General features: G+C 64.0%; 21 protein-coding genes. 9 read left to right on the plus strand and 12 right to left on the minus strand.

The genetic code is table 11. The annotated features are described in order from the left end of the window. Positions 1-9 precede the first annotated feature (9 nt). From H4I92_RS13450 to mltF, 4 genes are all read right to left on the minus strand, one after another. Positions 10-3,129: an efflux RND transporter permease subunit gene (locus H4I92_RS13450; RefSeq protein ID WP_077531073.1), complete on the minus strand. Its 3,120-nt coding sequence runs from the start codon at positions 3,127-3,129 to the stop codon at positions 10-12. After that, positions 3,126-4,346 carry an efflux RND transporter periplasmic adaptor subunit gene (locus H4I92_RS13455; protein ID WP_077531074.1) on the minus strand — a complete coding sequence of 407 codons (1,221 nt, stop codon included), beginning with the start codon at positions 4,344-4,346 and terminating at the stop codon, positions 3,126-3,128. Before H4I92_RS13455 ends, H4I92_RS13450 begins: the two co-directional genes overlap by 4 nt. Beyond that, entirely contained in the window at positions 4,343-5,722 is a 1,380-nt protein-coding gene (locus tag H4I92_RS13460; protein ID WP_179105714.1) for an efflux transporter outer membrane subunit, read from the minus strand. Before H4I92_RS13460 ends, H4I92_RS13455 begins: the two co-directional genes overlap by 4 nt. 93 nt (positions 5,723-5,815) lie before the next feature. Continuing rightward, on the minus strand, positions 5,816-7,168 hold the full coding sequence (gene mltF, locus H4I92_RS13465) for a membrane-bound lytic murein transglycosylase MltF (RefSeq protein ID WP_077531076.1): 1,353 nt from the start codon (positions 7,166-7,168) through the stop codon (positions 5,816-5,818). 167 nt (positions 7,169-7,335) lie between these two features. Here mltF and H4I92_RS13470 point away from each other — a divergent pair, with 167 nt between their 5' ends. From H4I92_RS13470 to H4I92_RS13480, 3 genes are all read left to right on the plus strand, one after another. Continuing rightward, a complete protein-coding gene (locus tag H4I92_RS13470; RefSeq protein ID WP_077531077.1) occupies positions 7,336-7,842 on the plus strand; it encodes a DUF2244 domain-containing protein in 507 nt (168 codons plus the stop codon). A gap of 132 nt (positions 7,843-7,974) precedes the next feature. Then, a complete protein-coding gene (ycaO, locus tag H4I92_RS13475) occupies positions 7,975-9,717 on the plus strand; it encodes a 30S ribosomal protein S12 methylthiotransferase accessory factor YcaO (protein ID WP_077531078.1) in 1,743 nt (580 codons plus the stop codon). Between the two features lie 35 nt (positions 9,718-9,752). After that, entirely contained in the window at positions 9,753-9,911 is a 159-nt protein-coding gene (locus tag H4I92_RS13480) for a YqaE/Pmp3 family membrane protein (RefSeq protein WP_077531079.1), read from the plus strand. Between the two features lie 372 nt (positions 9,912-10,283). Here H4I92_RS13480 and H4I92_RS13485 read toward each other — a convergent pair whose 3' ends face one another. Continuing rightward, entirely contained in the window at positions 10,284-11,858 is a 1,575-nt protein-coding gene (locus tag H4I92_RS13485; RefSeq protein WP_077531080.1) for a methyl-accepting chemotaxis protein, read from the minus strand. Between the two features lie 202 nt (positions 11,859-12,060). Between H4I92_RS13485 and modA the strand changes: the two genes are divergently transcribed. Genes modA through H4I92_RS13505 form a run of 4 tightly spaced genes read left to right on the plus strand, consistent with a single transcriptional unit; the run spans position 12,061 to position 15,008 of the window. Then, positions 12,061-12,813 (plus strand): molybdate ABC transporter substrate-binding protein, encoded by a 753-nt coding sequence (gene modA, locus H4I92_RS13490; RefSeq protein ID WP_218668219.1) that lies wholly within the window; start codon positions 12,061-12,063, stop codon positions 12,811-12,813. Continuing rightward, positions 12,813-13,493 (plus strand): molybdate ABC transporter permease subunit, encoded by a 681-nt coding sequence (modB, locus tag H4I92_RS13495; protein WP_077531081.1) that lies wholly within the window; start codon positions 12,813-12,815, stop codon positions 13,491-13,493. The genes modA and modB overlap by 1 nt, the downstream gene beginning before the upstream one ends. Further along, the gene (gene modC, locus H4I92_RS13500; RefSeq protein ID WP_077531082.1) at positions 13,490-14,557 is read left to right on the plus strand and encodes a molybdenum ABC transporter ATP-binding protein; all 1,068 of its coding nucleotides are present in this window, start codon (positions 13,490-13,492) and stop codon (positions 14,555-14,557) included. The genes modB and modC overlap by 4 nt, the downstream gene beginning before the upstream one ends. Before the next feature lie 4 nt (positions 14,558-14,561). Next, positions 14,562-15,008: a DUF2784 domain-containing protein gene (locus tag H4I92_RS13505; RefSeq protein WP_245800923.1), complete on the plus strand. Its 447-nt coding sequence runs from the start codon at positions 14,562-14,564 to the stop codon at positions 15,006-15,008. On the opposite strand, the gene amrA is transcribed toward H4I92_RS13505, so the two are convergent. Together amrA and amrB are read right to left on the minus strand one after the other, a co-directional pair. After that, positions 14,972-15,559 (minus strand): AmmeMemoRadiSam system protein A, encoded by a 588-nt coding sequence (gene amrA, locus H4I92_RS13510; protein WP_077531083.1) that lies wholly within the window; start codon positions 15,557-15,559, stop codon positions 14,972-14,974. The genes H4I92_RS13505 and amrA overlap by 37 nt on opposite strands. After that, positions 15,546-16,340, minus strand: a complete 795-nt coding sequence (gene amrB, locus H4I92_RS13515) for an AmmeMemoRadiSam system protein B (protein WP_077531084.1) — start codon at positions 16,338-16,340, stop codon at positions 15,546-15,548. Before amrB ends, amrA begins: the two co-directional genes overlap by 14 nt. 131 nt (positions 16,341-16,471) lie before the next feature. On the opposite strand from amrB, the gene amrS reads away from it, so the two are divergent. Beyond that, the gene (amrS, locus tag H4I92_RS13520; RefSeq protein WP_077531085.1) at positions 16,472-17,566 is read left to right on the plus strand and encodes an AmmeMemoRadiSam system radical SAM enzyme; all 1,095 of its coding nucleotides are present in this window, start codon (positions 16,472-16,474) and stop codon (positions 17,564-17,566) included. A 268-nt stretch (positions 17,567-17,834) separates the two neighbouring features. Here the strand turns inward: amrS and H4I92_RS13525 are convergent, their stop codons facing one another. Both H4I92_RS13525 and H4I92_RS13530 read right to left on the minus strand, forming a co-directional pair. After that, the gene (locus tag H4I92_RS13525; protein WP_077531086.1) at positions 17,835-19,034 is read right to left on the minus strand and encodes a bifunctional alpha/beta hydrolase/OsmC family protein; all 1,200 of its coding nucleotides are present in this window, start codon (positions 19,032-19,034) and stop codon (positions 17,835-17,837) included. Positions 19,035-19,099: 65 nt separating this feature from the next. Next, on the minus strand, positions 19,100-19,972 hold the full coding sequence (locus tag H4I92_RS13530) for a bile acid:sodium symporter family protein (protein WP_077531087.1): 873 nt from the start codon (positions 19,970-19,972) through the stop codon (positions 19,100-19,102). A gap of 189 nt (positions 19,973-20,161) precedes the next feature. Here H4I92_RS13530 and H4I92_RS13535 point away from each other — a divergent pair, with 189 nt between their 5' ends. Continuing rightward, positions 20,162-21,799, plus strand: coding sequence for a methyl-accepting chemotaxis protein (locus H4I92_RS13535; RefSeq protein ID WP_077531088.1), 1,638 nt, complete (start codon positions 20,162-20,164; stop codon positions 21,797-21,799). 3 nt (positions 21,800-21,802) lie between these two features. Here the strand turns inward: H4I92_RS13535 and H4I92_RS13540 are convergent, their stop codons facing one another. The 3 genes from H4I92_RS13540 to H4I92_RS13550 all read right to left on the minus strand — a co-directional run bounded on the left by H4I92_RS13540 (position 21,803) and on the right by H4I92_RS13550 (position 26,125). Next, the gene (locus H4I92_RS13540) at positions 21,803-23,056 is read right to left on the minus strand and encodes a M20/M25/M40 family metallo-hydrolase (RefSeq protein ID WP_077531089.1); all 1,254 of its coding nucleotides are present in this window, start codon (positions 23,054-23,056) and stop codon (positions 21,803-21,805) included. Between the two features lie 115 nt (positions 23,057-23,171). Then, a complete protein-coding gene (locus tag H4I92_RS13545; protein WP_077531090.1) occupies positions 23,172-23,780 on the minus strand; it encodes a nucleotidyltransferase family protein in 609 nt (202 codons plus the stop codon). Next, positions 23,780-26,125 (minus strand): xanthine dehydrogenase family protein molybdopterin-binding subunit, encoded by a 2,346-nt coding sequence (locus H4I92_RS13550; RefSeq protein WP_077531091.1) that lies wholly within the window; start codon positions 26,123-26,125, stop codon positions 23,780-23,782. The genes H4I92_RS13545 and H4I92_RS13550 overlap by 1 nt, the downstream gene beginning before the upstream one ends. Between the last annotated feature and the right edge of the window lies 1 nt (position 26,126).

Here is a 26,126-nt window from a genome sequence, read left to right on the forward strand (position 1 = left end):
CCTGGGCCCTCAGCCGGTTCCAGTGTGCTTGCGGATGCTCGCCATCAGGTCCTCCAGCACCATGTAGAAACAGGGCACCAGGAAGAGGATCAGGGCCGTGGCGAAGATGATGCCGAAGCCCAGTGAGACCGCCATCGGGATCAGGTAGGTGGCCTGCAGGGAGGTCTCCAGGATGATGGGCGTCAAGCCACCGAAGGTGGTGATGGTGGTCAGCATGATCGGGCGGAAACGGCGCATGCCGGCCTCATAGATAGCCTCGAAGGCGGTGCGGTCACCGCGCCGGCGGTTGGCGTAGTCGACCATGATCAGCGAATCGTTCACCACCACGCCCGAGAGCGCCACGATGCCCATCATGCTGACCAGCGAGATATCGAGGCCCAGGATCATGTGCCCGATAATGGCGCCAATGGCGCCGAAGGGGATGGCCAGCATCACGATGATGGGCTGGATGTAGCTGCGGAAGGCGACGGCCAGCAGGGCATAGATCACGCCCATGGCCAGCAGGAAGGCGCCGTAGAGGGTGCTGGTGGACTCCCGGAGATCCGCCTGGCTGCCCTCGAATGTCCAGGTGAGGCCCGGGAAGTCCGCGCGCAGCTGGGGCAGCACCTCGGACTGGATAGCGGTCAGCACCCGGGAAATGTCGCTCTTGGGCTCCACATCCATACCCACGGTGATCACGCGCCGGCCGTCACGACGGTCGATGGACCGGAAAGCCGAGCCCATCGAGCTGTCCGCCACATCCATCAGGGGCACTTCACCGCCTTCGGGCATCTGGACCACGAATTCCTGCAGGTGGCGCAGATCCTGGCGTTCATGCTCAGGCAGACGAACGCGGATCTCGTTCTCGTTGGTACCGCGCAGCTGGCGCAGGGCCACGGCGCCGTAAAAGGCATCCCGAACCTGGTCCCCCACCTCCGCGGGGCTGAGCCCCAGTGCGCGCCCCTGGGCGTTGAGCGTCATATCCAGCTGTGGCTTGCCGGCGGCGTGGCTGTCCGAGACATCGCGGGTGGAACTGAATTCCTCCATGCGCTCGAGGAAGGTCTCGCTGGCGCGGGCCAACACATCGATGTCCGAGTGGCTGAGGTCCACGGCGATGTCATCCCGCCAGGAACCCGGGCCCTGTTCGGCCTCGAAGGTGATCTGGTCGATACCGCGGAAGTCACCGATCTCGCTGCGCCACAGATCCACGATCTCCTTCACGCTCATGCCGCGCTCATGCTCCGGGCGCAGGACGATCTCCACGTCGATGGCCCGTTCGCCGCGCACGTTGGTCTTGATACCTTCGGCGTGCTCATCGAGGTTGTGTTCATCAAACAGGCGCTGGGTGGACTCGGTGATCTGCATGGCGATCTCACCGGCGCGGCGGGTGGTGGTGCCCACCGGCAGGGTGACGCCGGCCTCGATCTCGTCAGCCGGGACTTCCGGCATCATGATCATGCCCATGTGATCGCTGATCGCGTAGGAGCCCACCACGGCCATTACCGCCACCACCACGCTCAGCGTGGCGTAACGGAAACGCAGGCTGATATCGAGCAGGGGCCGGTAGAAGCGGTTGATCACGCCCTCAAAGCCCCGGGAGAACACGCGCTGGATACTGTGCAGCGCATGACCGTAAACGGTGACGGTGCTGCGGCCGCTGTGTCCCAGGTGGGCGGGCAGAATGAACAGGGCCTCGAACAGGGAGATGGCGAGCACCACGATCACCACGGCCCCCATGGGCCACCAGAAACTGCCCATGACGCCAGGGATGAACAGGAGTGGAAGGAAGGCCACGATATTGGTGAGAATGCTGAAGGTAACGGGCCCGGCGATGTCCTTCGTACCCTGGATGGCGGCGGTCATGAAGTCCATGCCCTGTTCCCGGTACTCGTAGATGTTCTCGCCCACCACAATGGCGTCGTCCACCACGATCCCGAGTACCACCAGGAAGCCGAACATGGAGATCATGTTGATGCTGACCCCGAGCAGGGGCAGGAACAGCATGCCGCCGACGAAGGAGATGGTCATGCCCATCATGATCCAGAACGCCAGGCGGTATTCCAGGAAGAGACTGAGGATGACTAGCACGATCACCATGGCCAGGATCCCGTTCTCCAGGAGCATGGTCATGCGGTCCTCGAAGTGTTCCGCGCGGTTGCTGTCAATGCGCATCCTGACGCCGTCCGGAAGGGTCTCCTCAAGCTGCGCCATGACATCCTTGCCGGCGGCCGCCACGGTCAGTGGTGACTGGGTGCCGGTGCGGAAGAGCTCGATTTCCACCGAGGGGACGCCGTCGAAGCGGGAATGGAAGCCGGTTTCATCAAAGCCGTCCCTTACGGTGGCGATGTCGCCCAGGGTGACGGTACCGCCGGAGGCATCGCTGCTGATGACAATATCCTTGTAGGCATCGGCCCAGAGGCGGCGCTCCTCCATGCGCAGCAGGACGTCACCGCCATCGGTGGCCACCGAGCCCGCCGGGATGTCCTTGGCGGAGGCTTCGATGCGCTGGGCGATCTGCTGCAGGGTGAGGTTGTATTCCCGGAGCCGGTCCCGGGGCACTTCCACTTCCGTGAGGTAGTCCGGAACATCGCTGATGGTGGCCTGGGTGATGCCGTTTTCGGCCAGCAGCCGGTCGCGGACCTGTTCGCCGAGCTGGCGCAGGGTCCAGATGTCCACGTCGCCGTACAGCACCAGTTCCATGACGTCGTGGGAGCGATTCTGCAGGCGGACCCGGGGCTCTTCCGCCTCGTCCGGGAAGGTGCGGATCCGGTCCACCTCCTGTTCAATATCCTGGAGCGCCTTCATACGGTTGGCGCCGTTGATCAGCTCCAGGGTGATGGTGCCGCTGCCTTCCCGGGCAGTGGAGGTCATCTCCTTGATGTTCTCCAGCCCCTGGACGGCCTCCTCAACCGGCAGCAGGATGCCCTGTTCCACTTCTTCCGGAGCGGCGCCAGGGTAGGTGACGGAGACCTGCACAATATCCGGCTCGAATTCCGGGAAGACCTCCTTCTGGAGCTCGAAAGCCATCCAGAGGCCGCCGCCCAGGAGCAGGATCATCAGCAGGTTGGCGGCGATGGAGTTGCGCGCCATCCAAGCGATCGGGCCGGTCCAGTTCCCGTTATCGTGGTCGCTGTGGTTGCCGCCGCTCATCCGTCGTCCTCTTCGGTGCGCAGGTCGGCCCCGTCGACAACACTGGCGAGGTCGCTGGTGACCACGGCTTCGCCGTCTTCAACGCCATCGCTGACGTAAGCGTATTCGGCGTCCCGGAAGGCGATTTTCACGTCCCGGATGGAAAGCGAACCGTCTTCCATCACCCAGACCGTGTCATTGCGGCGGATGTGGTTACGGTCCAGGCGCACCACATCCGTGATCTCCCGGCCTTCAATGGCGGTGTTCAGGAAGGAGCCGATCAGCAGGGGCGGCTTGTCGGGGGCGTCGGCGTCCAGGGCGAGCGGATCCTGAACGGTGATCAGCACGCGGGCCAGCCGGGTGTCTTCGTTCAGTTCCCCCACCAGGCGCTGCAGGCGCCCCTCGCGATGCTGGCCCTGGGGCCAGGCGCTGTTGTTGCGGATGGTGGCCGGTGCGCCGGCCTCGCCACTGCGCTCCTCGAACCGCAGCCAGGGGAGCTCGCTCTGGGGTACTGTGGCCTCCACCCAGTATTCATCCACCCCCACCAGGCGCCCCAGGGCCTCGCCGGTGCTCACCTGGGTGCCAAGGCTGATGTCACGGCTCAGTACCCGGGCGTTGAAGGGCGCGGTGACGCGCGTGCGGTCCAGGTCCAGCTGTGCCTGCCTGAGCGCGGCCTCAGCGGATTCCACCTGTGCCCGGGCCTGTTCCAGCTGGGGCTGGCGCAGGACCAGGGCCTTGTTGGTGCCTTCAAGCTCTTCGCCCAGCAGCTCGAATTCCTGCTCGGCCACGTTCTGGCGGCCCTGTTCAATGTCGAGGTCGGAACGGGCCTGGCGAAGCTCACTGCGCCGCTGCTGGAGCGTGGCCTCGTAGTCGGCGGGGTCAATCCGCACCAGCATGTCGCCTTTCTCGACCATACCCCCGGGCATGAACTCGGGAGCCCGCTCGACGATCTGACCCCCGACCCGGGGCCTTAACGTCAGTTCCCGGGCGGCGCGGACCTGGCCCATGGCGGTGATGGTGGGGCGGTAGTTGCCTTTTTCGGCCGAGGTAACGTCCACCAGCATTGCGGTTTCCCGTGCCGTGTCCGGCCCGCGCGTGGCGGTGGGCTCGGTGCGGAACACCAGCCACACCAGTGCCGCTCCCAGTGCCAGGATCACCAGGGAGATGAACGCGGTCTTGAGGCGGCCGGCGCGGCCAGTCTCCGGGCGTGCTGCGCTGTCGTTGATCGGTTCGTTCATCCTGTCTCGCTCGCAGAGTCGTTACGGGGGTCAAAACCGCCGGCCAGCGCCCGGTAGAGGGCGATGCGGTACTCCAGAAGCTGGCGCCGGGCGCTGATCAGGCTGCGCTCCAGGTCCTGGCGGTCGGTCAGGGCGGTCAGCACATCGATGTAGCCGACCTGGCCGTTGAAATACTGTTGCCGGAGCTGTTCGTAGGTGGCCTCGGCCAGTTCCCGCTGGCGCTCTATGCGCTCTATGGCCTGGCGTTGTTTGCGCTCGCGGACCAGGGCGTCCTCAACCTCCTGGAAGGCGGTGAGCACGGTCTGGCCGTAGTCATAAAGGCGTTGGCGGCGAACGGCCCGGGCCTGGCTGACCTGGGCATCGCGCTGGCCGGCGTCGATCAGGGGGGCAACCAGGTTGGCGGCCAGGGTGGTGGCCCAGTTGTCGAACAGGTCCTGAACGCTGTTTTCCTGCGTTGAGGCGGAGGCTGAAAGGGTCAGGCGCGGGAACTGGTTGCTGATGGCGGCGGCCAGGTCCGCATCGGCGGCCTGGAGCTGGTTGTAGGCCTGGCGCACGTCCGGGCGGCGCTGGACCAGTTCCGCTGGCACCCCTGTGTCCGGCAGCGGGGGCAGCTCAGAGGGCAGACCGCGACCGTCCGGCAACTCGGTATTCCGGGGCGCCCGGCCCAGAAGCACGGCCAGCTGGTTCTCCAGAACCCGGAGCTCCGATTCCGTACCCAGCCGCTGTTCCTCGGTGGATTCCAGCAGCTGGCGCTGGCGCAGCACATCCGCGCTCCCCGCCTGGCCGCTGCCGAACTGGGTCTCCAGCAGTTTCATTACATTGCGGTTGGTCTCGATCTGGGACTCAGCGAGATCAAGCTGGGCCCGCTGGGCGCGCAGCTGGTACCAGGTGCGGGTAACCTCGGCGGAAAGCGACAGCGCGGCTGTCTGGTAGTCCGCACGGGTGGCGCGGGTCCGGAACTGTTCCGCTTCCACCTGGGAATTGATCCGGCCCCAAAGATCCACTTCGTATTCGGAGCTCAGCCCAAGGCGCAGGCTCTCTTCGGCATCGCTGCCGTCACTGTTGCTGACTTCACCGTCAGCGGTGGCGTTCAGGTCCGGGTAGAGGTCCGCGGATTGCTGGTCCACGGCGGCGCGGGCTTCGCGCAGGCGCTGCCACGCGCTGAGCACGTCCAGGTTGGCGTTGAGTCCGTCCTCCACCAGCTGATTGAGGCTGTCATCCTTAAAGCTTCGCCACCAGCGTTCAGGCGCCGGTTCATCGCCAGAGGTCGAGAATGTCTCGGGGACGGTAACCGGTGGTTCCGGCTCTTGTTCCGGCTGGGAGGCGCAACCGGCTATGAGGCCGGCCAGCAGCAGTACCATCAGGCGTTCAGGCATGGATCCCAACATTGGTTTCGGGGGGGGCGATTTAACCAGGCCAAGCCTATCAGCCTGTCGAAGGCATGACTATTACAGCTCTGGCTATCGGGGCTATTCGAATTCCTTACTGATCACGTCCCTGTAATTTCGGATCCTCTGGACATAGTGCACGGGCTCGTAACCCCGGGCATAGCCGTAGCGGGTGCTGGGGTAGTAGCGCTTGTCGGCCTTGAGGGGCAGCACCTGGCGCATCTGCTCCCAGGAGTCCGGGTTTCGGTCGAGGTTGCGTGCCAGCTGGCGAGCGTCGAGCAGGTGCCCGCGCCCGATGTTGTAACTGGCCAGTGCCAGGAAGGTGCGGTCGGGTTCGGGGATGCTCTCCGGGAGTCGGGCATGGCGATCCGCAAGATAGCGGGCCCCACCATCAATGGCCTGGGCCGCATCAAGCCGGTTGTCCACTCCCAGTGAGCCGGCTGTGCGTTGGGTTAGCATCATGATGCCGCGCACCCCGGTGGGGGAAACAGCGTTCGGGTCCCAGTGGGATTCCTGGTAGGCGAGGGCGGCCAGCAGTTCAGCGGGCATGCCGGTTTTCTCCGCCGCCCTTATGAAGTGCTCGCGGTACTGCGGAAGGCGCTCTTCAATGCGTCGATTCAGGGCGCGCAGATCCACAAAGTCGAATTCCCCGATGTAGGAGTAGTATTTGTTTTCCATGGCCATGATGGCTTCGTCACCGGCGCGGCTGTTCATCCATTCGCGTGCGGTGCCGGCCAGCTCATCGGCGCCCGCCGGGAGATACCAGCCTAGGTTCTGCCCTTGGGTCAGGTTCATGGCAACTTCCAGATGCGGCCAGTGGCGGCGTGTGAGCTGGACGATGTTGGAGTCCGCCACAGTGCAGTCGAACCGCTGTTCCGCCACCTGTGACAGCAGTACCTCCGTGGTCCGGTCACTGGTGCTGAAGGTGATGCCCTCATGCTTGTCCGCCAGCTCATTGAGGGTTTCCACATAGCTCGAGCTGTCGGTAACGCGGACCTCAAGGCCGGCGATGTCCTCGGGCAGTCGCGGTAATGGCCGGCCCTCCCGGTGGCACACCAGCTGTTCTGTGACTTCGCGGTGGGCTGGTCCCTGAGTGAAACGCTCGTTCCGGGAGGGCCGGTGGGTGAGCCCGGAGGCGGCCAGGTGCGCCGTACCTTCCTCCAGTGCCTCGATCACACCGGCGGTCGATTCGTGCATAGTCCACTTTACGTCCCAGCCCTGGGCCTGGGCGAACTCGCTTACCAGATCGTATTCCGGGCCCGCGGGCTGCTCGTGGCGGTTCAGGTAATAGGTGGTGGCACCATTACGGGCGGCCACTTTGAGCACGCCGTCTTCTTCCACTGAGTCCATTGAGACGGGCTCGTGGGAGCTGTCACCGCATGCGGCCAGCAGGGTGGCCGCAATCGGCAGCAGCAGGGCGGAAAGGAAACGCATCCGGGACTCCTTCATTATTAACTCAAAGTCATTATAGTTCATTGCTGAATACGACCAGACCCCGGTTCCGGATTGCAGGTGGGGATGTCTGGCGCTGCCCGTGGCGCTAGTATTGAGTGATCTCGCCCGTGCGTGTGGCGGGTTGGCCTGGGCAACTCGGTGGTATCATGCTGGAGTACCTGGATTACGAGGACGGAAAAGCGCTGCGCCTGACCCCGAACCGCTCTCTCAGCTGGGAGGGGAACGTTATCTTCTTTGGTCTGATCGCAGTGGTGACCCTGATTGTGGCGGTTGGCTGGTCACTGGCTGGCGCCTGGATGATCCTGCCGTTCGCGGGGCTCGAACTGGCGGTGGTGGGTTATGGGCTCTACTACACCTCGCGCGAGTGCCACCGCCAGGAGGTGTTTGTGCTCACCGCTGATTCAGTGCGCCTGGAGAAGGGCATTGACCGGAAGGAGTCGGAGTGGACCATGCCCCGGCACTGGGTTCGGGTCATCATGGAAATGCCCCGCCACGGCTTTGCCAGTCCGAAGCTGATGCTGGCCTATCATGACACCCGTGTGTCTCTGGGTGGTTTCCTCAATCCTGACGACTTGGAAGAGTTTGTCGGATTTCTGGAAGATGCCGGCATCCGTATTGAACGGCATCATCCTGCCGGCGTCTGGTGGCTCTGAGAGCGGCTGCGTAAGCCAAGGCAGGGAGGCCCGCCCCGAGCAACGCGAGTGTGCCCAAACGACACCTGGTCGCCATGGAACTCGCAAACATGGCACAATCCGCCACCTGCTGAATCCGGCCAAGGGGTCCCCATGAGCAAAACCTACATTCCCGGTAAGGACCGAGCACTGGAGGATTCCATCCAGCGCATCGGTGATGCCGTCGCCAGTCTTGGCTTCAATATTGAACAGGCCCGCTGGCTGAACCCGGCACCCTACATCTGGTCCGTGCATATCCGTGACCGCGACTGCCCCCAGGTGTTCTCCAACGGCAAGGGCGCCAATCAGGAAGCGGCACTGGCCAGCGCCTATGGTGAGCTGATCGAACGGCTGTCAACGCGCTATCTCTGGGCGGACTTCATGCTGGACGCGGCAGGCCCGGAGTACGGGTTCGTGCACCAGGCGGAGGAGCGCTGGTTCCCCGTGGATTCGGAGCAGTGGCCGCGGGGGCTGCTGGACGATACCTGGCTTGAGCGCTACATCCGGCCCCAGGGCATCACGCCGGCCCAGCTTCAGGACATGAATGGCGGTGGTACGGGCTGGGGCCTGTGCGCGTTACCGTATGTGCGCCAGAGCGATGGTGAGACGGTCTACGTGCCGGTGAACATGATTGCCAACCTGTTCGTCTCCAATGGTATGAGTGCGGGCAACAACCGGGACGAGGCGATTGTCCAGGGGCTCTCCGAGCTTTTCGAGCGTGGCATCAAGGAGCGCATCATCAGCGAGGCGATAACGCTGCCGGAAGTGCCCGCGGAGGTGATCGACCGTTACCCACACATCCGGGAAGGTATTGAAGCGCTGCGCAACGAGGGCTTCGGCATCCGCGCCCTGGACGGCTCGCTGGGGGGCAAGTACCCGGTGATGTGTGTGCTTCTGAAACACCCTGACGGTGGTGTCTATGCCTCCTTTGGCGCACACCCGACCTTCCAGGTGGCTCTGGAGCGCTCTCTGACCGAGCTGCTGCAGGGCCGGGCGGTGGACGAGCTGGGTGGCTTCCCCGCGCCCACAGCGGATATGGAGCTGGTGAATGAGCCCCATAACCTGGAGCTGCACTTCATTGACTCCAGCGGTTACGTTTCCTGGGCCATGGTTGGCGATGAACCGGATGTGGCCTTTTACGACTGGGATGCCGAGAGTCCCTGGGCCCGGGACAATGCCACGGCGCGTGAGCAGATGCTGGCCCAGTTCGCGCACGAGGGCTACGAGGTCTACATCGCCGAGCACACCCAGCTGGGCGCCTACGCCTGCCGTATCCTGGTGCCGGGCTTCTCGGACATCTATCTGCCGGATGAGCTCCTGCTGCAGAACAACAACGCCTGCCTGCCCATCCGGCCACTGCTGTTCGACCTGGAGGCGGCCGGCGAGGAAGGCTGGCGCCGGATCCTTGAGGTTATCGATGACCAGCACGTGAACGACCAGATCCGGGTTTTCGAGTGGGCTGGCATTGTCGGCAAGACCGGTCCCTGGGGCCGGTTGCGCATGGGGGAATTCCGTGTCTGGCTGCTGCTGGCGCTGGGGGAGCGTGAGGAGGCACTCGAAACACTGCCGTCGATTCTTGCCTCGGGGGATCTCAGCGACGAGGAGAGGGCCGCCTTTTCCGCGCTGTACCAGGTGCTGGAACTGGAGCTGTGCACGGACGACGCCGCCCCCTATGAACGGGCGCTCCACTTCTATCACGGCGAGGAACTGGTGGCCCGTGCCCGTCGCTGGGCCCGTGGCGAGGAGCGTTTCCCGGGGCTGGGCAGGCTGGACCCGGGCGCACCCACCGACGGTCACCGCCGGCTGATGGAGGCCTACCGCAAGGTGCTGGACGGGCAGCAGGCTGCCGGCGCCTAATACGAGTCAGGTATTATTCACGGGAGTGAACCGGTATGGACGTTGTACGTCTTATTCTTTCCATCCTGCTGCCACCACTGGGAGTGTTCTTCCAGGTGGGCATTGGGCTGCAGTTCTGGATCAACATTGTGCTGACGCTCTTCGGCTACCTGCCGGGCATCATCCACGCGGTCTACATCATCGCTAGGCGCTAGAATCCGGCGGCTGGAAGTGTTCGTCCAGCCGCTGCTGTTCTTCTCCCGGGTCATGGACTGCTGGCGGAGGGTGGCCCGGATGCGCCAGCAAAGCACCTGTTCGATGTTGCGCTGGTGCTTGGCAATAAAGTCCTGGGCGTTCTGCTCCTCGATGGCTTCCTGCTCCACGCCCGTGCGCTGTACTCGGAGAGGTAGACGATGGGCAGCTCCGGGGGCGTCGCCCGTATCGGCGAGCTTGATGTGCTGGTAGGCCGCCTCGGCGAAGCGGAAGACCTCAACCCGCGTCGAGGACGACGGCGGCCGCTGGCAGGTCATCAACGAGCTTGCCCGCCTGCCCAAGCGCGTGGCGCTGCGTTAGGTTGGGCGCGGCCGTCAGGTAAGCCGGAACTGCTGCACCACACCCTTGATCTCACCCACCATCTGGACCAGCGATTCGCTGGTCTGCTTTGTATTGGCGGCGATTTCGGCACTATCCTCGGCACTCCGGCTGATCTGGGTCACCCTCTTGCTCATGTCCTGGGAGGTGCTGGATTGCTCCTCCGCCGCTGAGGCGATCTGGGAGGCCATGTCCCGGATACGCTCGACCGATTCCTCGATGCTCTGGATCATTTCGCTTGAGCGCTCCGCGTCGTTCCCGACCTCTTCCGCCGACTGACGGCTCTGCTCCATGGTATCCGCCGTGGCTCGAGTCCGTGATTCCAGTTTCTGAATGGTGTCGCTGATTTCGCGCGTGGATTGGCTGACGCGTTGAGCCAGCTGGCGCACCTCATCAGCGACCACTGCAAACCCGCGGCCGCTCTCACCGGCCCGGGCCGCCTCAATGGCGGCATTCAGCGCGAGGAGGTTGGTCTGTTCGGCAATACCATTAATCACTTCAATCACGCTGCTGATCGACTGTGCTTCTTTCCTGAGTTCCGCCATTGCAGAACTCGCTTCGTCCACCCGGGTTACCAGGGTCCGGATGGCATCGGTGGTCCGCATTATGGTTTCGCGACCGGAGTTGGCCTTGTGTGCGGCGTCTGCGGCGGCGTCCGAGGCATCATTAGTGTTGCGGGATACTTCCTCCACACTTACGGTCATTTGCTCCATCGCAGTCGCGACCTGTTGGATCTCGTTTTCCTGGTTTTCGGTCGCGTTTTGGCCGGCGTCAGCTGCCTCACTTGACTCATTGGCGGCTCTTGCCAGATCTCCGGTCAGGTCTTCCATGCGACCCCGCAGCGCCTGAAGTTGCGAGCGCTGCATTGCCAGCGCCAGTTCGGAGCGCGCGACGATATCATTGCCGTTGCCATACACGAGCGCGCCAACTTCATTGTCGAATACCCTGCGACAGTGCTCAGCCAGACTGTTGAGTCGCCGTCTCGCGGAGAATGCCCCCGTGGTGCCGGAAAGCAGGCCGACGAGCACGGCCAGACCGCCGACGCCGACTGAGCCGGCGCCCAGCAGATAGGCTCCGCTGCTGATCAGAAGCAGCGCCAGAAGCCCTGCTCCCAGTGTCTGGACGCCCAGCCCGAGCCGCTGCCACAACGACGCGGTGCGCTTGCCGCGTTTCATGCGTTGGTACAGGGCGGAGGCGCGCTGTTTCTGGGCCTCCGACGCATTCGTGCGAACGGATTGAAAACCGACCTGTTCGCCGCCCTGGTAAATCGGGGAAACGTAGGCGCTGACCCAGTAGTGGTTGCCGTTCTTGCAGCGGTTCTTGACGATGCCCATCCAGGGCTGCCCGGCCTTGAGGGTAGCCCAGAAGTTCTCGTAAACGGCTTCCGGCATATCCGGATGGCGGACGATGTTGTGGGGTTGTCCCTTGAGTTCGTCCTCGCTGAACCCGGAAACCCGGATAAAGGTCGAGTTGGCGCTCTGGATGACGCCGCGGAGGTTTGTGGTACTGATGAGGCGTTCGTCCGGGCCGAAAGTTTCTTCGCGCCCAGTAATCGGGAGGTTGGTACGCATCAAAGGGATCTCCGATTGTTCAACTCAAGCCAGAGACTGCTGCCCGCAGTATGCGCCATCAGAGTTACGCGGCGTTAATGTAAAGTAGACGGCTGGGTGCAGAACGCAACTATGTGTTGCAAGCTAAGTTTGTCTCCAACGCGCAGCGCAGGTTGATCTGATAAAGTTCACGCTCAGACGTTCAGGCGATAGGAGAGCGCTCGTGCGTTCACTTGAAACACGGAATCTGTTGGTCCTGTTTCTGCTGGCCATGCCGGCAACGGGGATCGCAGAGGACGGCATACGCGTCGCGGTGGCCAGTAACGTAATAGGTGCCATTGAGCAGGTTGCGGACTGCTTCGAGACGGAAACAGGGCATTCCGTGGTCCTGTCCTCCGGGGCTACCGGCAAGCACTACGCCCAGATCCGTAATGGGGCACCTTTTGACGTTTTCCTGGCCGCCGATGAGCGTCGTCCCCAACTGTTGGCCCAGTCCGGCGATGCGGTTGACGGCAGCCGTGAGACTTACGCCCGCGGACGGCTGGTGCTCTGGAGTCCGGATGAGTCGCTTGTGGATTCGGGCGGGCGGGTACTCGAAGGTGACGGTTTCACCTATCTTGCATTGGCAAACCCGCGCCTCGCGCCCTACGGCCAAGCGGCAAAACAGGTGCTTGAGAACAGAGGGTTATGGAGCTCTTTGGAAGGCCGGCGCGTGATGGGTGAGAACATCGCCCAGACTTACCAGTTCGTGCGTACCGGGAACGCACAGCTGGGGTTCGTGGCGCTGTCTCAGCTGGCCGCGCCGGGGCACAGTCCGGGCGGCTCTCGTTGGCGGGTACCCCAGCATCAGTATAAGCCCATTGACCAGCAGGCGGTGCTGCTGGTGGATGAACCCGCGCCCCGTGCGTTTCTGAAGTTCGTGACGGGGAATCAGGGGCGGGCGATTCTGCGTGACCATGGCTACGAGGTGCCCTGATGCCGGGCTCTGCTGATCTTACGGCACTCTGGATCACACTGCAGCTGGCGGCCGTGAGCACCCTGATCCTGCTGGTGCTGGGCACGCCTCTGGCCTGGTGGCTGGCACGCACGCAGTGGCGTTTCCGGTTCGTGGTGGAGGCGATGGTGGCGTTGCCGCTGGTCCTGCCGCCCACGGTCCTGGGGTTCTATCTTCTGATCGCGCTCGGGCCGGAAGGGCCCATCGGGGGCCTGGTGGAGGCCCTGGGAGGACAGCCCCTCGCGTTCACCTTCTCCGGGCTGGTGATCGGTTCGGTGGTCTACTCGATGCCGTTTGTCGTCCAGCCCCTTCAGAACGCGTTTTCCGCCGTCGGCCGCAGGCCCATGGAGGTGGCGGCCACTCTGCGTGCTTCGCCCATGGACCGGTTCTTCACGGTGGCCGTGCCCCTGGCCGCGCCGGGGTTTCTAACAGCGGCGGTACTGGGCTTTGCGCACACCCTGGGAGAGTTCGGCGTGGTCCTGATGATCGGCGGCAACATTCCCGGCAGCACCCAGGTGGTGTCCATTGCGGTCTATGATCATGTGGAGGCGCTGGATTACACCAGCGCACACTGGCTTTCCGGTGGCCTGCTGCTGATGTCCATGTTGATGCTTATGGCGGTCTATGCGCTCAATCGGCGTTTCCTGGTGGTGCGGCTATGAGCATTGAGCTGGCGTTCCGGCTCGACCGGGGAGATTTCAGTCTGGACCTGTCACTGGCGCTGCCGGGGGCAGGGGTGAGCGCGGTTTTCGGGCCCTCGGGCTGCGGCAAGACAACCCTGCTGCGGGTCATGGCGGGGCTGGAGCGCTCGGCCGTGGGCCATCTCCGGGTAGGCGGCAGGACGTGGCAGGACGTCAATCAGTTCGTACCGCCGCACCGGCGAGCTGTGGGCTATGTGTTCCAGGAGCCCAGCCTGTTCCCGCACCGCAGCGTGGAGGGCAATCTGCGCTATGGGTTGCGCCGCAGCCGGGGCAACGGGGACAGCGCGCGTCTGGAGCAGTCCATTGAACTGCTGGGCATCCGTCATCTGCTTGGGCGGCGGCCACACCGGCTCTCCGGCGGGGAACAGCAGCGCGTGGCTATCGCAAGGGCCCTGGCCATGGAGCCCGCCCTGTTGCTTCTGGACGAGCCCCTGGCGGGCCTGGATCAGAAACGGCGCGGGGAGATCCTGCCGTACCTGGAGCGGCTGCATCGGGAACTGGTCCTGCCGATGATCTATGTTAGCCATTCCAGGGAGGAAGTGGCCCGAATGGCCGACCATCTGGTCGTTATGGATAACGGCCGGGTGCAGGCGGAAGGTTCCCTTACAGACGTGTTTACACGCCTGGACCTCGCCATCGCGGGGCAGCCGGGGGCGGAGACGGTTATCGAGGGCGTGGTGGACGATTACGACTCACGCGACGGCGTTGTGCGGGTGAGCTCGGACGCCGGGCCGCTCCATGCGGTACTGGGGCAGCTGGGAACCGGGCAGCACGTGCGGCTCCAGGTCCAGGCACGGGACGTGAGCGTGGCCCTGCAGGCGCCTCAGCACAGCAGCATCCTGAACGTGATGCCAGCCCGCATCGAGGACCTGGCGGAGCAGGGCACCGGGCACGTGATGCTGCGGCTGCGGGTGGGTGACGCGGTGCTGCTGTCGCGTGTGAGCCGCCGTTCCGTCCGGGAGCTGTCACTCGAGCCGGGTCTTGAGGTCCACGCCCAGGTCAAGAGCGTGGCGCTGCTGGGGTAAGCCCATGAAGGGATCGCGCAATCTCTATGAAATGCTTCCCGCTCCGGGGTTTCTGGCGGACCTGGTGCTGCTGGTTCATGGCCTGATCGTGGCCTTCGGGGTCTTTGGTCTGGTGCTGTTCATCATCGGCGGCATACGTGGCTGGCATTGGGTCTGCAATCCCTGGGTCCGCTGGCTGCATCTGGTGACGATCGGTTTCGTGGTGGTCCAGGCCTGGCTGGGGCAACTTTGCCCGCTTACCATCTGGGAGCATGAATTGCGCCGTGCCGCCGGTCAGTCAGCGCATGATCAGGGGTTCATAGAGTACTGGGTCAATGCTTTAATCTTCCATGACCTGCCGGGCTGGGTATTCCTGCTTGGATACACGGTTTTCGGAGTTCTGGTAGCCGCCACCTGGTGCTGGCTCCCGCCGTGTCAGCGCTCATCCTCCCCGAAGGATTCGGTGCGATAGCGCCTGACGGTCAGGGTTGAGGACCAGTAATCCGACGGCAGGCCCGCCTTGCGCTTGAGCTGGCGCACAAAGTCCCCGGGATTCGGCAGCGATTCCCAGACCGCCGGGAGAAAGGTCCCACGGTGGGCACCGTCCTCGAGTATGAGTCCGTCCTCGCCAGGTTCGATGGTTGCGAGCAGTTCCGCCTCCGAGGCTACCGGCAGCGGCTCCGGCCGGGAGAGGATCGAGAGTTCCAGGTGCACGTCCTCCAGTTCATCCGCAGCCAGTGGCTGGAAACGCGGGTCCCGGAAGGCGGCGGCATGGGCGTGTTCCGCCACATCCGTCACCAGCGGCTGGCGGGCCTCAAGGGTGCCGATACAGCCTCGCAGGCTGCCATCCGGGCGTTTAAGCGTGACAAAGCTGGCGCCCTCACGCTGAAGGCCCTCCGGCCATTGCGCCGGATTAACCGGCAGGGGGCGACCTGTCTCGAACCCCTGCCGGATGCTGTCCCGGGCCAGCGTGAGCAGCATCCTGCGGTGCTCGGGTGTCAGCGCGCTGTCAGTGGAAGACATAGGCGCCATACCCCACAACGCTGTCCCTAGGGGCTCCGGCGTCCCCCGAATTGCGCAGATCCAGGATGCGGCCTTCCAGGCCCTTCTGCCGTGCCAGCCACAGCAGCCCGTTGATGGGGTGGCGGCCGCAGGCATCGCCATCCCGCACCTTTTCCCATTCCAGGTTCTCAATGGCCTCAGACGTGGCCCTGTCCCGGCGCACCGCGCTGTCGTAGTCCATGAAGTGGCTCAGGTCCGAGCTGATGGCAATCAGCGTCTCGGGGCCGCCCCAGAGTTGATCCAGCAGTGTTCCGACTTCCTCCGGGGAGGCGTCGCCCACGACCAGCGGCACAACGCCGAAGTCCTCCAGAAGGCCCTGAAGGAAGGGGAGATGCACTTCAAGACCGTGCTCGCGTTCATGGGCGTCTTCCCGGTAGACCACGTCCTGGCGCTGGGCTACGAGTTCCGCCTGGGTGGCCTGGTCGACGCGCACATTGCCCATGGGGGTGGCGAAGTAGTCCGCGCTGCTGGCCGCGATGCCCCGGAACGGGATGCGGTGACTGGGCCCGAGCAGCACAACACGTTCGATGCGATCCGCGATGGCGCGAACCGGCGCGTAGGCTTCTCCGGCGACCGCCCCCGAGAACGGGTAACCGGCATGGGGGGCGATCACCGCCTTGGGCGGCGTGACGTCATCGGTACCTGCCTTATCCAGGAAACCGGCGACCTGCTGCTGCAGCACACCGCGCTCGGCCGGATAGAAGAGCCCTGAAACCGCCGGTGGCCGGACCGTCTGTTCCATGGTGCACCTCCCTTGGGGTCTGTCCTGTTTTCCCTGTATATGGGGGCGATCGGGGCCATCAACAAGGCTGGGCAAGCGCCCGGTCGGCGCCCTATACTCGGAGTATAAGGCCAGCACCGGGAGGTGAGACCATGGGCGTGACAATCTCCAGCGATCGTTTCCCGACCGCCTACTGGCACCAGCTGGACGACGGCCGCATCCAGTGCGACCTGTGCCCGCGTGCCTGCAAGCTGAAGGAGGGCCAGCAGGGCCTGTGCTTTGTGCGTGCCCGGCATGACGACCAGATCGTGCTGACCACCTACGGGCGTTCCAGCGGGTTCTGCGTGGACCCGATCGAGAAGAAACCCCTGAACCATTACCTGCCCGGAACCTCAGTGCTGTCCTTCGGCACCGCCGGCTGTAACCTGTTCTGCAAGTTCTGCCAGAACTGGGATATGAGCAAGTCCCGGGAGATGGACACGCTGGCGGACCAGGCGGAGCCGGAAACCATCGCGCGGGCCGCCGAGGATCTGGGTTGCCACAGCATCGCCTTTACCTACAACGACCCGGTGATCTTCCATGAGTACGCTATTGATGTGGCCGAGGCCTGTCACGAGCGCGGCATCAAGGCGGTGGCGGTGACCGCCGGCTATATCTGCGAGGAGCCGCGGGAGGAGTTCTTCCGTTACATGGATGCGGTCAACTTCGACCTCAAGGCGTTCACGGAGCGCTTCTACCGCAAGATTACGGGCAGTGCGCTGCAGCCGGTGCTGGACACGATCGAGTACGTGCACAACGAGACGGATGTCTGGTTCGAGCTGACCAACCTGCTGATCCCTGGCGAGAATGATTCCAGCGAGGAGATTGAGCGGATGAGCCAGTGGGTGGTGGAGCACCTGGGGCCGGACATTCCCATGCATTTCACGGCTTTCCATCCGGATTTCAAGATGATGGATTACCCGCGGACGCCGGCTGAGACGCTGACGAATGCGCGGGAGGTGGCGATGAGGAATGGCATTAGGTACGCCTACACCGGCAACGTGCATGACGAGGCCGGGGGCAGTACCTACTGCCATCATTGCGGGCAGAAGCTGATCGGGCGTGACTGGTTTGTGCTCAGTGACTGGAACCTGACCCACGATGGGCATTGCACCAGCTGCGGGACTCGGTGTGCCGGGGTGTTTGATGGGGATCCCGGGCGTTGGGGGGCTCGGCGGGTGCCTGTGCGGCTCGCGGAGTGGCGTTGAAAGGCTGAGCCTTGTCTCAGGACTGGTGACTTGTAGCAGGGAATGAGGCGGGGAACGCTCTCCGGGAATCGCCACAAGTACATCCATGTAAGCTGCGCGGTGGCCCGTCACGCTACGCAATCCTTGCTCCGCGCGCCGGTCCAGGGTTGCCTTCCCTGGCAACCCGTCAGGCCTTTCGGCCTGACCCATGGCCACCGAGCTTCCCTCCGAGCGTTCCCCGCCTCATTCCCCTCAGGTTTAGAAGGTTTACGAAACTCCTCTGCAACCGTTATTCGACAAGTTCGTCGTGCATCCGGATCTCGTTCTTCAGGGTCTGGTGCACCGGGCAGCGGCCGGCGATCTGGAGCATGCGCTGGCGCTGCTCGTCGGTGAGGTCGCCTTCGATGGTGATATGGCGGACGAGTTCATCCACCTTGCCGGATTTCGTTTCGCATTCCTCGCAGTCTTCCGCGTGGACCTTGCGGTGGGTGACCTCGCAGGTGACGCGTTCCACAGGGAGTTCCTTGTGGCGGGCGTACATGTTGATGGTCATGACGGTGCAGGCGCCGAGTGAGGAGGCCAGCAGGCCGTAGGGGTCGGGGCCGCGGTTGGTGCCGCCGCTGGATTTGGGTTCGTCGGCCACAAGTTCATGCGGGCCGGCCTGGACGCGGCACAGGAACCCATCTTCGGTGCGGCCGGTGACGCGGGCGCCTTCCGGGGTCGGGGTGGTTTCCGGTTCCAGGAAACGGGCGGCCCAAGCGGAGACGACCTGGGCGGCGTACTGGGCGTCGGAGCGGCGCGAGAGCAGGTGGTCGGCGTCGTCCAGGCTGATGAAGCTCTTGGGGTGCAGGGCGGCGGTGTAGATCTGTTCGGCGTTTTCGATGCCCACGGTGCGGTCGTGAGGTGCGTGCATGACCAGGAGGGCGCGCCGGAGTTTGTGGAGGCGTTCGCTCAGGTCGTGGCTGCGGGCGTCGTCGATGAAGTCCTTGCGGATGCGGAAGGGGCGGCCGGCAAGGTCGACCTCGGCGCTGCCGCTTTCCTCGATCCGCTCCAGGTCCGTGCCGAACTGCTTGAGGATGTGGTCCGGGCTCGCCGGGGCGCCTATGGTGGCGACGGCGCGCACGCTGTCCAGGCGCTCGGCAACGGCGAGGGCCGCGGAACCGCCCAGGGAGTGGCCAAGCAGCAGCTGTGGCGCGGCGTAGTGTTCGCTGAGCCATGCGGCGGCGTCTTTCAGGTCGTCCAGGTTGCTGGAGAAATTGGTATCCGCGAATTCACCCTCGCTTTCGCCCAGGCCGGTGAAGTCGAAGCGCAGCACGGCGAAGCCGGTGCCGGCCAGGGCCGAGGTGATGGTGCGGGCGGCGCGGACCTGGCTGCCGCAGGTGAAGCAGTGGGCGAAGATGGCCGTGGCCCGCCAGATCCCGCCCGGCGGCAGTTCGATGGTGCCCTTGAGCGTAAGGCCGTTGCGGGACTGGAATTCAATGGCGGGCATGGTGGATCTCCTTGCGGCTCTCAGGATGGCTGTCCCGCAGCAGACACGCACAGGCCCTCTCTGTTTCAGGCAGTGGGCTGCGGGATGTATTTGCGCCCGTACAAGGTTAACAGAAAGCCAAAGAAGAACATCAGCACGCCGTAGACCGCCGAGGGGACGGACATGGTCTCTGACTGCAGCAGGTTGAGGGTGACCAGAAGGCCGATGGTGCCGTTCTTGATGCCCAGCTCCACCGCCACCGCCATGGATTCGCGCTGGGTAAGCCCGGTCATGCGGCTGATGCCCAGTCCAATAGCGATACCGGCCAGATTCAGCGCAATGGCGGCCGGGCCGGCCTGGCTGAGCAGTTCACCCAATTGGTCCCGCACGCCGTAAACCAGCGCCACCACCAGGGCCGCCAGGACCACGCCTCCGAAGATGCTTACAATGCCTTCCGCCTTCTGTGCTTTTTCCGGGAAGTAGTTGCGCAGGACCATGCCGACGGTGATCGGCAGCAGCACGATGAGCCCCAGCGTCATGATGGTGCGTTCCACCGGCAGCCGGATGGCCTCGTTCTCGCCCATGTACAGGTCCAGGGCCAGGTTGGTGAACAGTGGCAGCGAGACGATGGTAATCAGGTTGGCGAGCACCGTGAGTACGATGGACAGGGCTACGTTGCCTCGCGCCATGAGCGCGAACAGGTTGGAGGTGGTGCCTCCAGGGCAGGCCGCGATCACCACCAGGCCGACCGCAATCATCGGCGAGAGGTTGAACACGGCGATGATCAGAAAGGCCAGGGCGGGCATGACCAGGATCTGGGCAATGGTGCCGACGATGATACCCCGGGGGTAGACCGCCACCTGGCGGAAGTCTCTGGGCGTCAGGGTCATACCGATCCCGATCATGATGATGAACAGGGAGACGGGCAGTCCGATCGAGATCAGCGGGCTGGCTTGCATGGGCCGGTCCTTTTTTGACTTTTGTTATTGTGAATCGGGGTTCAATAATGCCGGAGGGATGCACAAAAGCCAATCGACAGGGCGGGAGGTTTTCGTAACAAAGGTTTACGTTTATCTCAGATCCGGTAATGGTGGGGCCGCGTACTATCCAACGCCTATCCCGAAAACGACGCACCGGAGATCCCCCGCATGTCGCTGAACCTCACGATTGCCCAAAGGCTGGCTCTTGGCTTTGGCATCATCGTTGCTCTTATGCTTTTCATCGCCGTTATCGGTGCGATGCGGGTGAACTTCATCGACCAGACGTTGACCGACGTGAACGAGGGGGCATCCCCCAAGCAGCGCCAGGCCATCAACTTCCGGGGCAGCGTCCATGACCGGGCCATCGCCATCCGCGATGCGGTCCTGGTTCGTAACCGGAGCGGACTTGAAAAGCATCTGGCAGACATCCGGGAACTCAAGTCGTATTACAGCGAATCCGCAAGCACCATGGCGCAACTCTTCAGCGCTAGTGAGACCAGTGACCGGGAACGTGAACTGCTGAATCGTATCGAGGCCATTCAGACCAGGGCACTGGAAGTAACGGACACGGTCCTCAAGCTCAGGCGCGAGGGCGAGATCGAGCAGGCACGCCAGTTCCTGCTGGATGAAGTCTCGCCCGCCTATTCGGAGTGGCTCAGCCGAGTGAACGATTTCATCGATCACCAGGAAGATCTGATCCGTGAAGACGTCGGCGCCGTGCGCGATACCGCCTCCGGATTCCAGTTTTTCATCTTCGCCATCACGGGCATCGCGGTACTGGTCAGTGTGGTGATTTCGTGGCTGTTCATCCGCCGCATCAAGTCGACCCTCGGGGCTGAACCGTCAGACGTGTCCGCTGCCATTCAGGGACTGGCGGACGGTCACCTGGACCAGACCATCACGACCCGGTATCCGGACAGCGTCATGGGGACGCTGTCGACCTGTCTGAAGCGGATTGCGGCCACCATCAACGAGGTCCGGGACTCCGCGGATCGGCTGACCGAGGCGTCCACCCAGCTCAGTGACACCTCGGATCGCAACAACGAGCGCATGCAGGCGCAGTCCAACGAGGCGGAACAGATGGCGGCAGCGGTCAACGAGATGGCGACCTCTGTGGAGGAAGTCGCGAGCTACGCTGCCCAGGCCGCGAATGCTACCCGTAACGCGGATCAGGAAGTGGAGAGTGGCAACAGCATTGTTGAGGCGACGTCCTCAAGCATGAACAGCCTTGCGGAAACCCTGGAGAGCGCGGCGCAGAATGTGGAGACCGTGTCGAACGATAGCGCGGACATTGAGAAGATCACCCAGGTCATCAACGAGATTGCGGACCAGACCAACCTGCTGGCCCTGAACGCGGCCATTGAGGCGGCCCGGGCCGGCGACCATGGTCGCGGGTTCGCGGTTGTGGCGGACGAAGTGCGCTCACTGGCGTCCCGCACACAGGAGTCCACCCAGGAAATTCACGGGATGATCAACAAGCTGCAGGATGGTGCCCGAAATGCCACCCAGGTGATGGAAACCAGCCGGGACCTTGCCAAAAGGACGGCCGAGCAGACCAGTGAGGCAGAGGCCGCTCTGGGAAGGATCCGGAACGAGGTGGGATCGATCAACGACATGAATGCCCAGATCGCCAGTGCAGCGGAGCAGCAGAGTGCGGCTGCCGAGCAGGTCAATCGCAACATTACAAGCATCCGGGACGCGGCCAGTGAGGCGGCCGGCGTCTCGGATGAGCTGGCGAAGTCGAGTCACGACCTTGCCGGGGTAGCGGACTCCCTCACGGCGAAGGTCCGTTTCTTTAAAACCTGACCCTTACTCGCTCTCGGACCCTTCGGGCTTGTCACTGCCCTGGTGACCCAACGGTGAGGCGGTATCGAGCCGCGGGTGGTTGTCCATGAACTCTCGGTGCGGATCGTCGAGTTTATCCAGCTTCTGCAGCGTGCCCTTGATGGCGTGAATGGCCGCCAGCACGTCCTGGGTGTTCCCAGACTCGGAAATGGTGTGCATGTTGCGGATCGGGAAGCCGATGGAGGTGGCCGCACAGTCCACGCTCGCCAGCACGCCGGCCATGCCGTCGGTGCCGGTGTCCGGGCCGACCACGTCACGCTGGAAAGGGATTTCCTGCTCGCGCGCGGTGGTCTCGAAGAACCGGTTCAGCTGCTCGCTGGCGATGGCACCCACGGACATGGTGAAGCCCTTGCCCATTTCCTGCGGGTTCATGCGCCGGTCGCCGATGCCGGGCGCGGCCTTGTAGTCGTGGTTCACGTCCACGCCGATCAGCGCGTCCGGCTTGAGTTCACCGGCCAGTACCCGGCTGCCGAAGCGCCCGATCTCCTCGTAGGTCGCCATGGCGTAGAGCACTCGGATCTTTTCGGTGCCGCCGTCTTCCGCTATAAGCCGGGCTACTTCCGCAGTAGTGAAGCAGCCCAGGCCGTTGTCCAGGTAGGCGCCGTAGAAGGTGTTGGGGCTGAAGCCCTTGCGGATGGGGCGGTTGAGCAGGATGGAATCACCCGGGCGCACGCCCAGGTTCTCGACCTGCTGCTTCTTGTTCTCGCCGTGGATCTGCAGCTCGAGGTAGAGCTGTTCCTTCTTGATGCCCTTGTCGCCGCTGCGCACGTTCGCATCCGCGAAGTGGATGGCGCCCAGGGCCTCCACGGTACCGCCCTCGATCACGCGGTAACTGCCGGGGTTCTCCGGATCCTCGCTGAACAGTTTCACCTCGTGGCCGATCAGCGTGGTGGGCAGGAAGGAGTCGCTGTTGATCCAGATCTTGCCGTCGTCGCCGATGCTGCGCACCTGCATCCGGATCTTGTCCGCGTGGCCGATGATCATGACCTTGAACATGTCGTCCCGCCCCGGGTGGCTGTCCAGCACAATGCCCGCATGGCCCTTGAACTGGTGGATGTGCCAGTCCTTGGGTGACACGCGCTCGAGGTAGGGCTTGAGCACGCCGTAGGTCATGGCCGCCTCAATGCCGATCGGGCTGGGCGCGGCCAGAATGTCGCGCATCAGCTCGAACTGGTCATCGGGCATGGGGGTATTCCAGGGCTGGTTCGTTTCGGTCATCGGAGTCTCTGTCCTCTGTTCCTGGGTTCGGTGCGTCAGCCGGAAAGGATACCCTTTGATCCCGGGTTCTGGCTATACGCTCATTCCACGGTCAGGCGGTGTGGTGAGCTGAGTCTCAACGGCGTATCTGGCTGGGATTATCAAGATCGGCGAAGGTGCCGGGGTCATCCACGCTGACGAGCTGGCAGCAAGATGGATGTCCCTGGATGATTTGTCGGCCTCCCTCGTCACCGCTGAGCCGGGCCAGCTCCGGCCAGAAGCTGTGGCCGAAGAGGACCGGGTGACCGGGCTGGCCCTGATGGACCGGGCGAACAATACCGTTAGCCGTGGCCTTTCGGGCAAGTCCGGAAAGGGTGGTGGTCTTGATCCAGGCCATGTCACCCAGGCAGATAGCTACCGCTGCTGCCCGTTCGCCTTCCAGGGCGTTCACGGCATCGGCGATGCTGCTGCCCATTCCATGGGCGGCGTTGGGCGCCCGTAGGACCGGAACAGTTCCCGGCAGGTTGAGGGCGGCCGGGCTGTCATCCTTTCCGATCACCACCCGCACGTCACTGAGCCCCGAATACAGGCCCGCAACCGTTGCCGCCAGCAGCGTGCGCCCATCGGGCAGGGCGGCGACACGCTTGTCCGCATCACCAAAGCGCCGGGAGGCGCCCGCCGCCATCACCAGGGCGATCACGCCGGTGCCTCCGGGCCCGTCCCTCGGCGAGCGCGCCTCCGGCATCAGCCGGCCAGCTGATCCGCCACGGGAAGCTGGCGGATGCGCTTGCCGGTGGCGGCGTAGATGGCGTTGCACACCGCTGGCGCCACGGGGGGCAGACCGGGTTCACCCACACCGCCCATGGGCAGATCGGGATCGTTGTTCACCAGATGGGTGCGCACCTGCTTTGGGGCATGCTCCATGCGGGGCACGTTGAACTGGTGGAAGTTGTTTTCCTGAACGCGGCCTTCCCGGAAGGTGATCTCGCTGTGCAGGGCGATGCCGATGCCCATGACGCAGGCGCCCTCAAGCTGGGAGCGGATGCGTTCCGGGTTCACCTGGAAGCCGCAGTCAAAGGCGATGTCCGCGTTGTGGATGGTCACGCTGCCGTCGTCGCCCACTTCCGCATCGATGACGATGGCGGTGTAGGACTGGAAGCTGTGGTGGAACGCCAGTCCCAGGCCACGGCCTTCCGGCATGTCGCGACCCCAGTCCGCCTCCGCCGTCACCTTCTCGATAACATTGCGCATGCGCCCGATGTCGATGGTGTAGACCGAGGGGTCCTCGTCGTAGTTCCACTTGTCACCGAAATCCCGGGGATTGATCTGGCGTGCGGGGCCCAGCAGCTCCAGCAGGTAGTCCCGGTGGTCCTTACCGGCTGCCTCGGCCATTTCGGCGGCGAAGCTCTGGATGGCGAAGGCATGGGGCAGGTTGTAGACGGAACGGAACCAGCCGATGCGTGCGTGGGAGGCGGCTTCCGGGTTCTCCAGCTGGATGGCGGGAATGTCGAACGGCATGGTGTTGAAGCCCATGCCCAGCTCGAAGCCACCCTTGTGCTCCGGATCCTCCTGGAACAGGGAAGTGATGCTGGGGGACAGCGTCCGGTGGCGCCAGCCGGTGGCCTTGCCGTCGGCGTCCAGGGCGCCTTCCAGCCGGTCCACGGACAGGGCGTGGAAATAGGCGTGGTGAACGTCGTCCTCGCGGCTCCACTGAACCTTGACCGGGCGCCCGTCGGCTTCCTTCGCCAGGAGACCGGCCTCAAGGATGTAGTCGGGCTTGGACTTGCGGCCGAAACCGCCGCCCAGCAGGGTCACGTTGACGGTGACGTCCTCTTTGTCCAGACCCAGAACCCCGGCAAGGCCCTCACGGGCGGCGCGTGGGTGCTGCACCGGAGCCCAGGCTTCCGCCCTGCCGTCTTTTGCCCGCACGACGGCGACTGGCGGCTCCATGGGGGCCTGGGCCATGTGTGGCATGTAATAGACGGCTTCCAGGGTCTGCTCCGCGTTGCCCAGGGCATGACCGATGTCGCCACTGCTGCGGATGACCTTGCCCGGGGACTGGGCGGCTTCCTCAAGGGACTTGCGGTACTCGTCGGTGTTGTAGCGCGCGTTGTCGCCGGCCGAATCGGTATCCCAGTCAATCTTCAGGGCATCGCGGCCCTGCATGGCGGACCAGGTGTTGCTGGCGATCACCGCCACGCCGCCCATGGGCTTGAAGCCGGCGGGTTCGCTGTTGGTGTCCAGGGTGACCACTTTCTCCACGCCGGAAACATTCAGCGCCTCGCTGTCATCGACACTGGCAACCTTGGCACCCAGTACTGGCGGCCGGGCGATGACGGCATGGACCATGTCATCGAACTGGATGTCCGCACCAAAGGTCGCGCTGCCTTCGACGATCTCCTCGCCGTCGATGGCCATGGGCCGCTCAATGCTGTTGGTATCGCGTCCGCGCACCGGTCCGGCTTCCTGGCCGATGTAGCGGTGGGCGTCGATGGGCTTGAGCTGGATGGCGCTGCGCGCGGGTACATCCAGTTCCCGGGCTGCTTCCGCCAGTTCGCCGAAGCCGAGGGTGCGACCGGAGCCTTTGTGGCTGACTTCATGGACGCCCGCCTCGCATTCGGACGCCGGAACGCCCCATTCATTGGCGGCGGCCTGCTCCAGCATCATGCGCGCGGAGGCGGCGGCCCGGCGCATCGGGTCGTACCAGTGGCGCATGCTGCGCGAGCCGTCGGTGTTCTGGTTGCCGTAGCGATCCTGGTCGGCCCGTGCCTGCTGCACGGCCACCCGGTCCCAGTCGGCGCCGAGTTCGTCCGCGGCCACCATTACAAGGCTGGTGCGGATTCCCTGGCCCATCTCGGAACGGTGGTTGACGATGGTCACCGCGCCATCGGGGTCGATCTGGATGAAAACGTTGGGATCATCCACCCAGCCGCCGGGCATGCCGGCGGCGCCATACTTTTTCTCGTCGTCGCTGGCCAGGGCCATGTCCCAGCGGGCCGCCAGCACCAATGCGGAGGCGCCCGCCATGCCGCCGAGAAAGCGCCGGCGGCTGACGTTTGCGATCATCAGTGAGTCATTTGATTCTGTCATG

This window comes from Vreelandella halophila (assembly GCF_019903425.1).
In the GTDB taxonomy this organism is placed as follows: domain Bacteria; phylum Pseudomonadota; class Gammaproteobacteria; order Pseudomonadales; family Oleiphilaceae; genus Halospina; species Halospina halophila.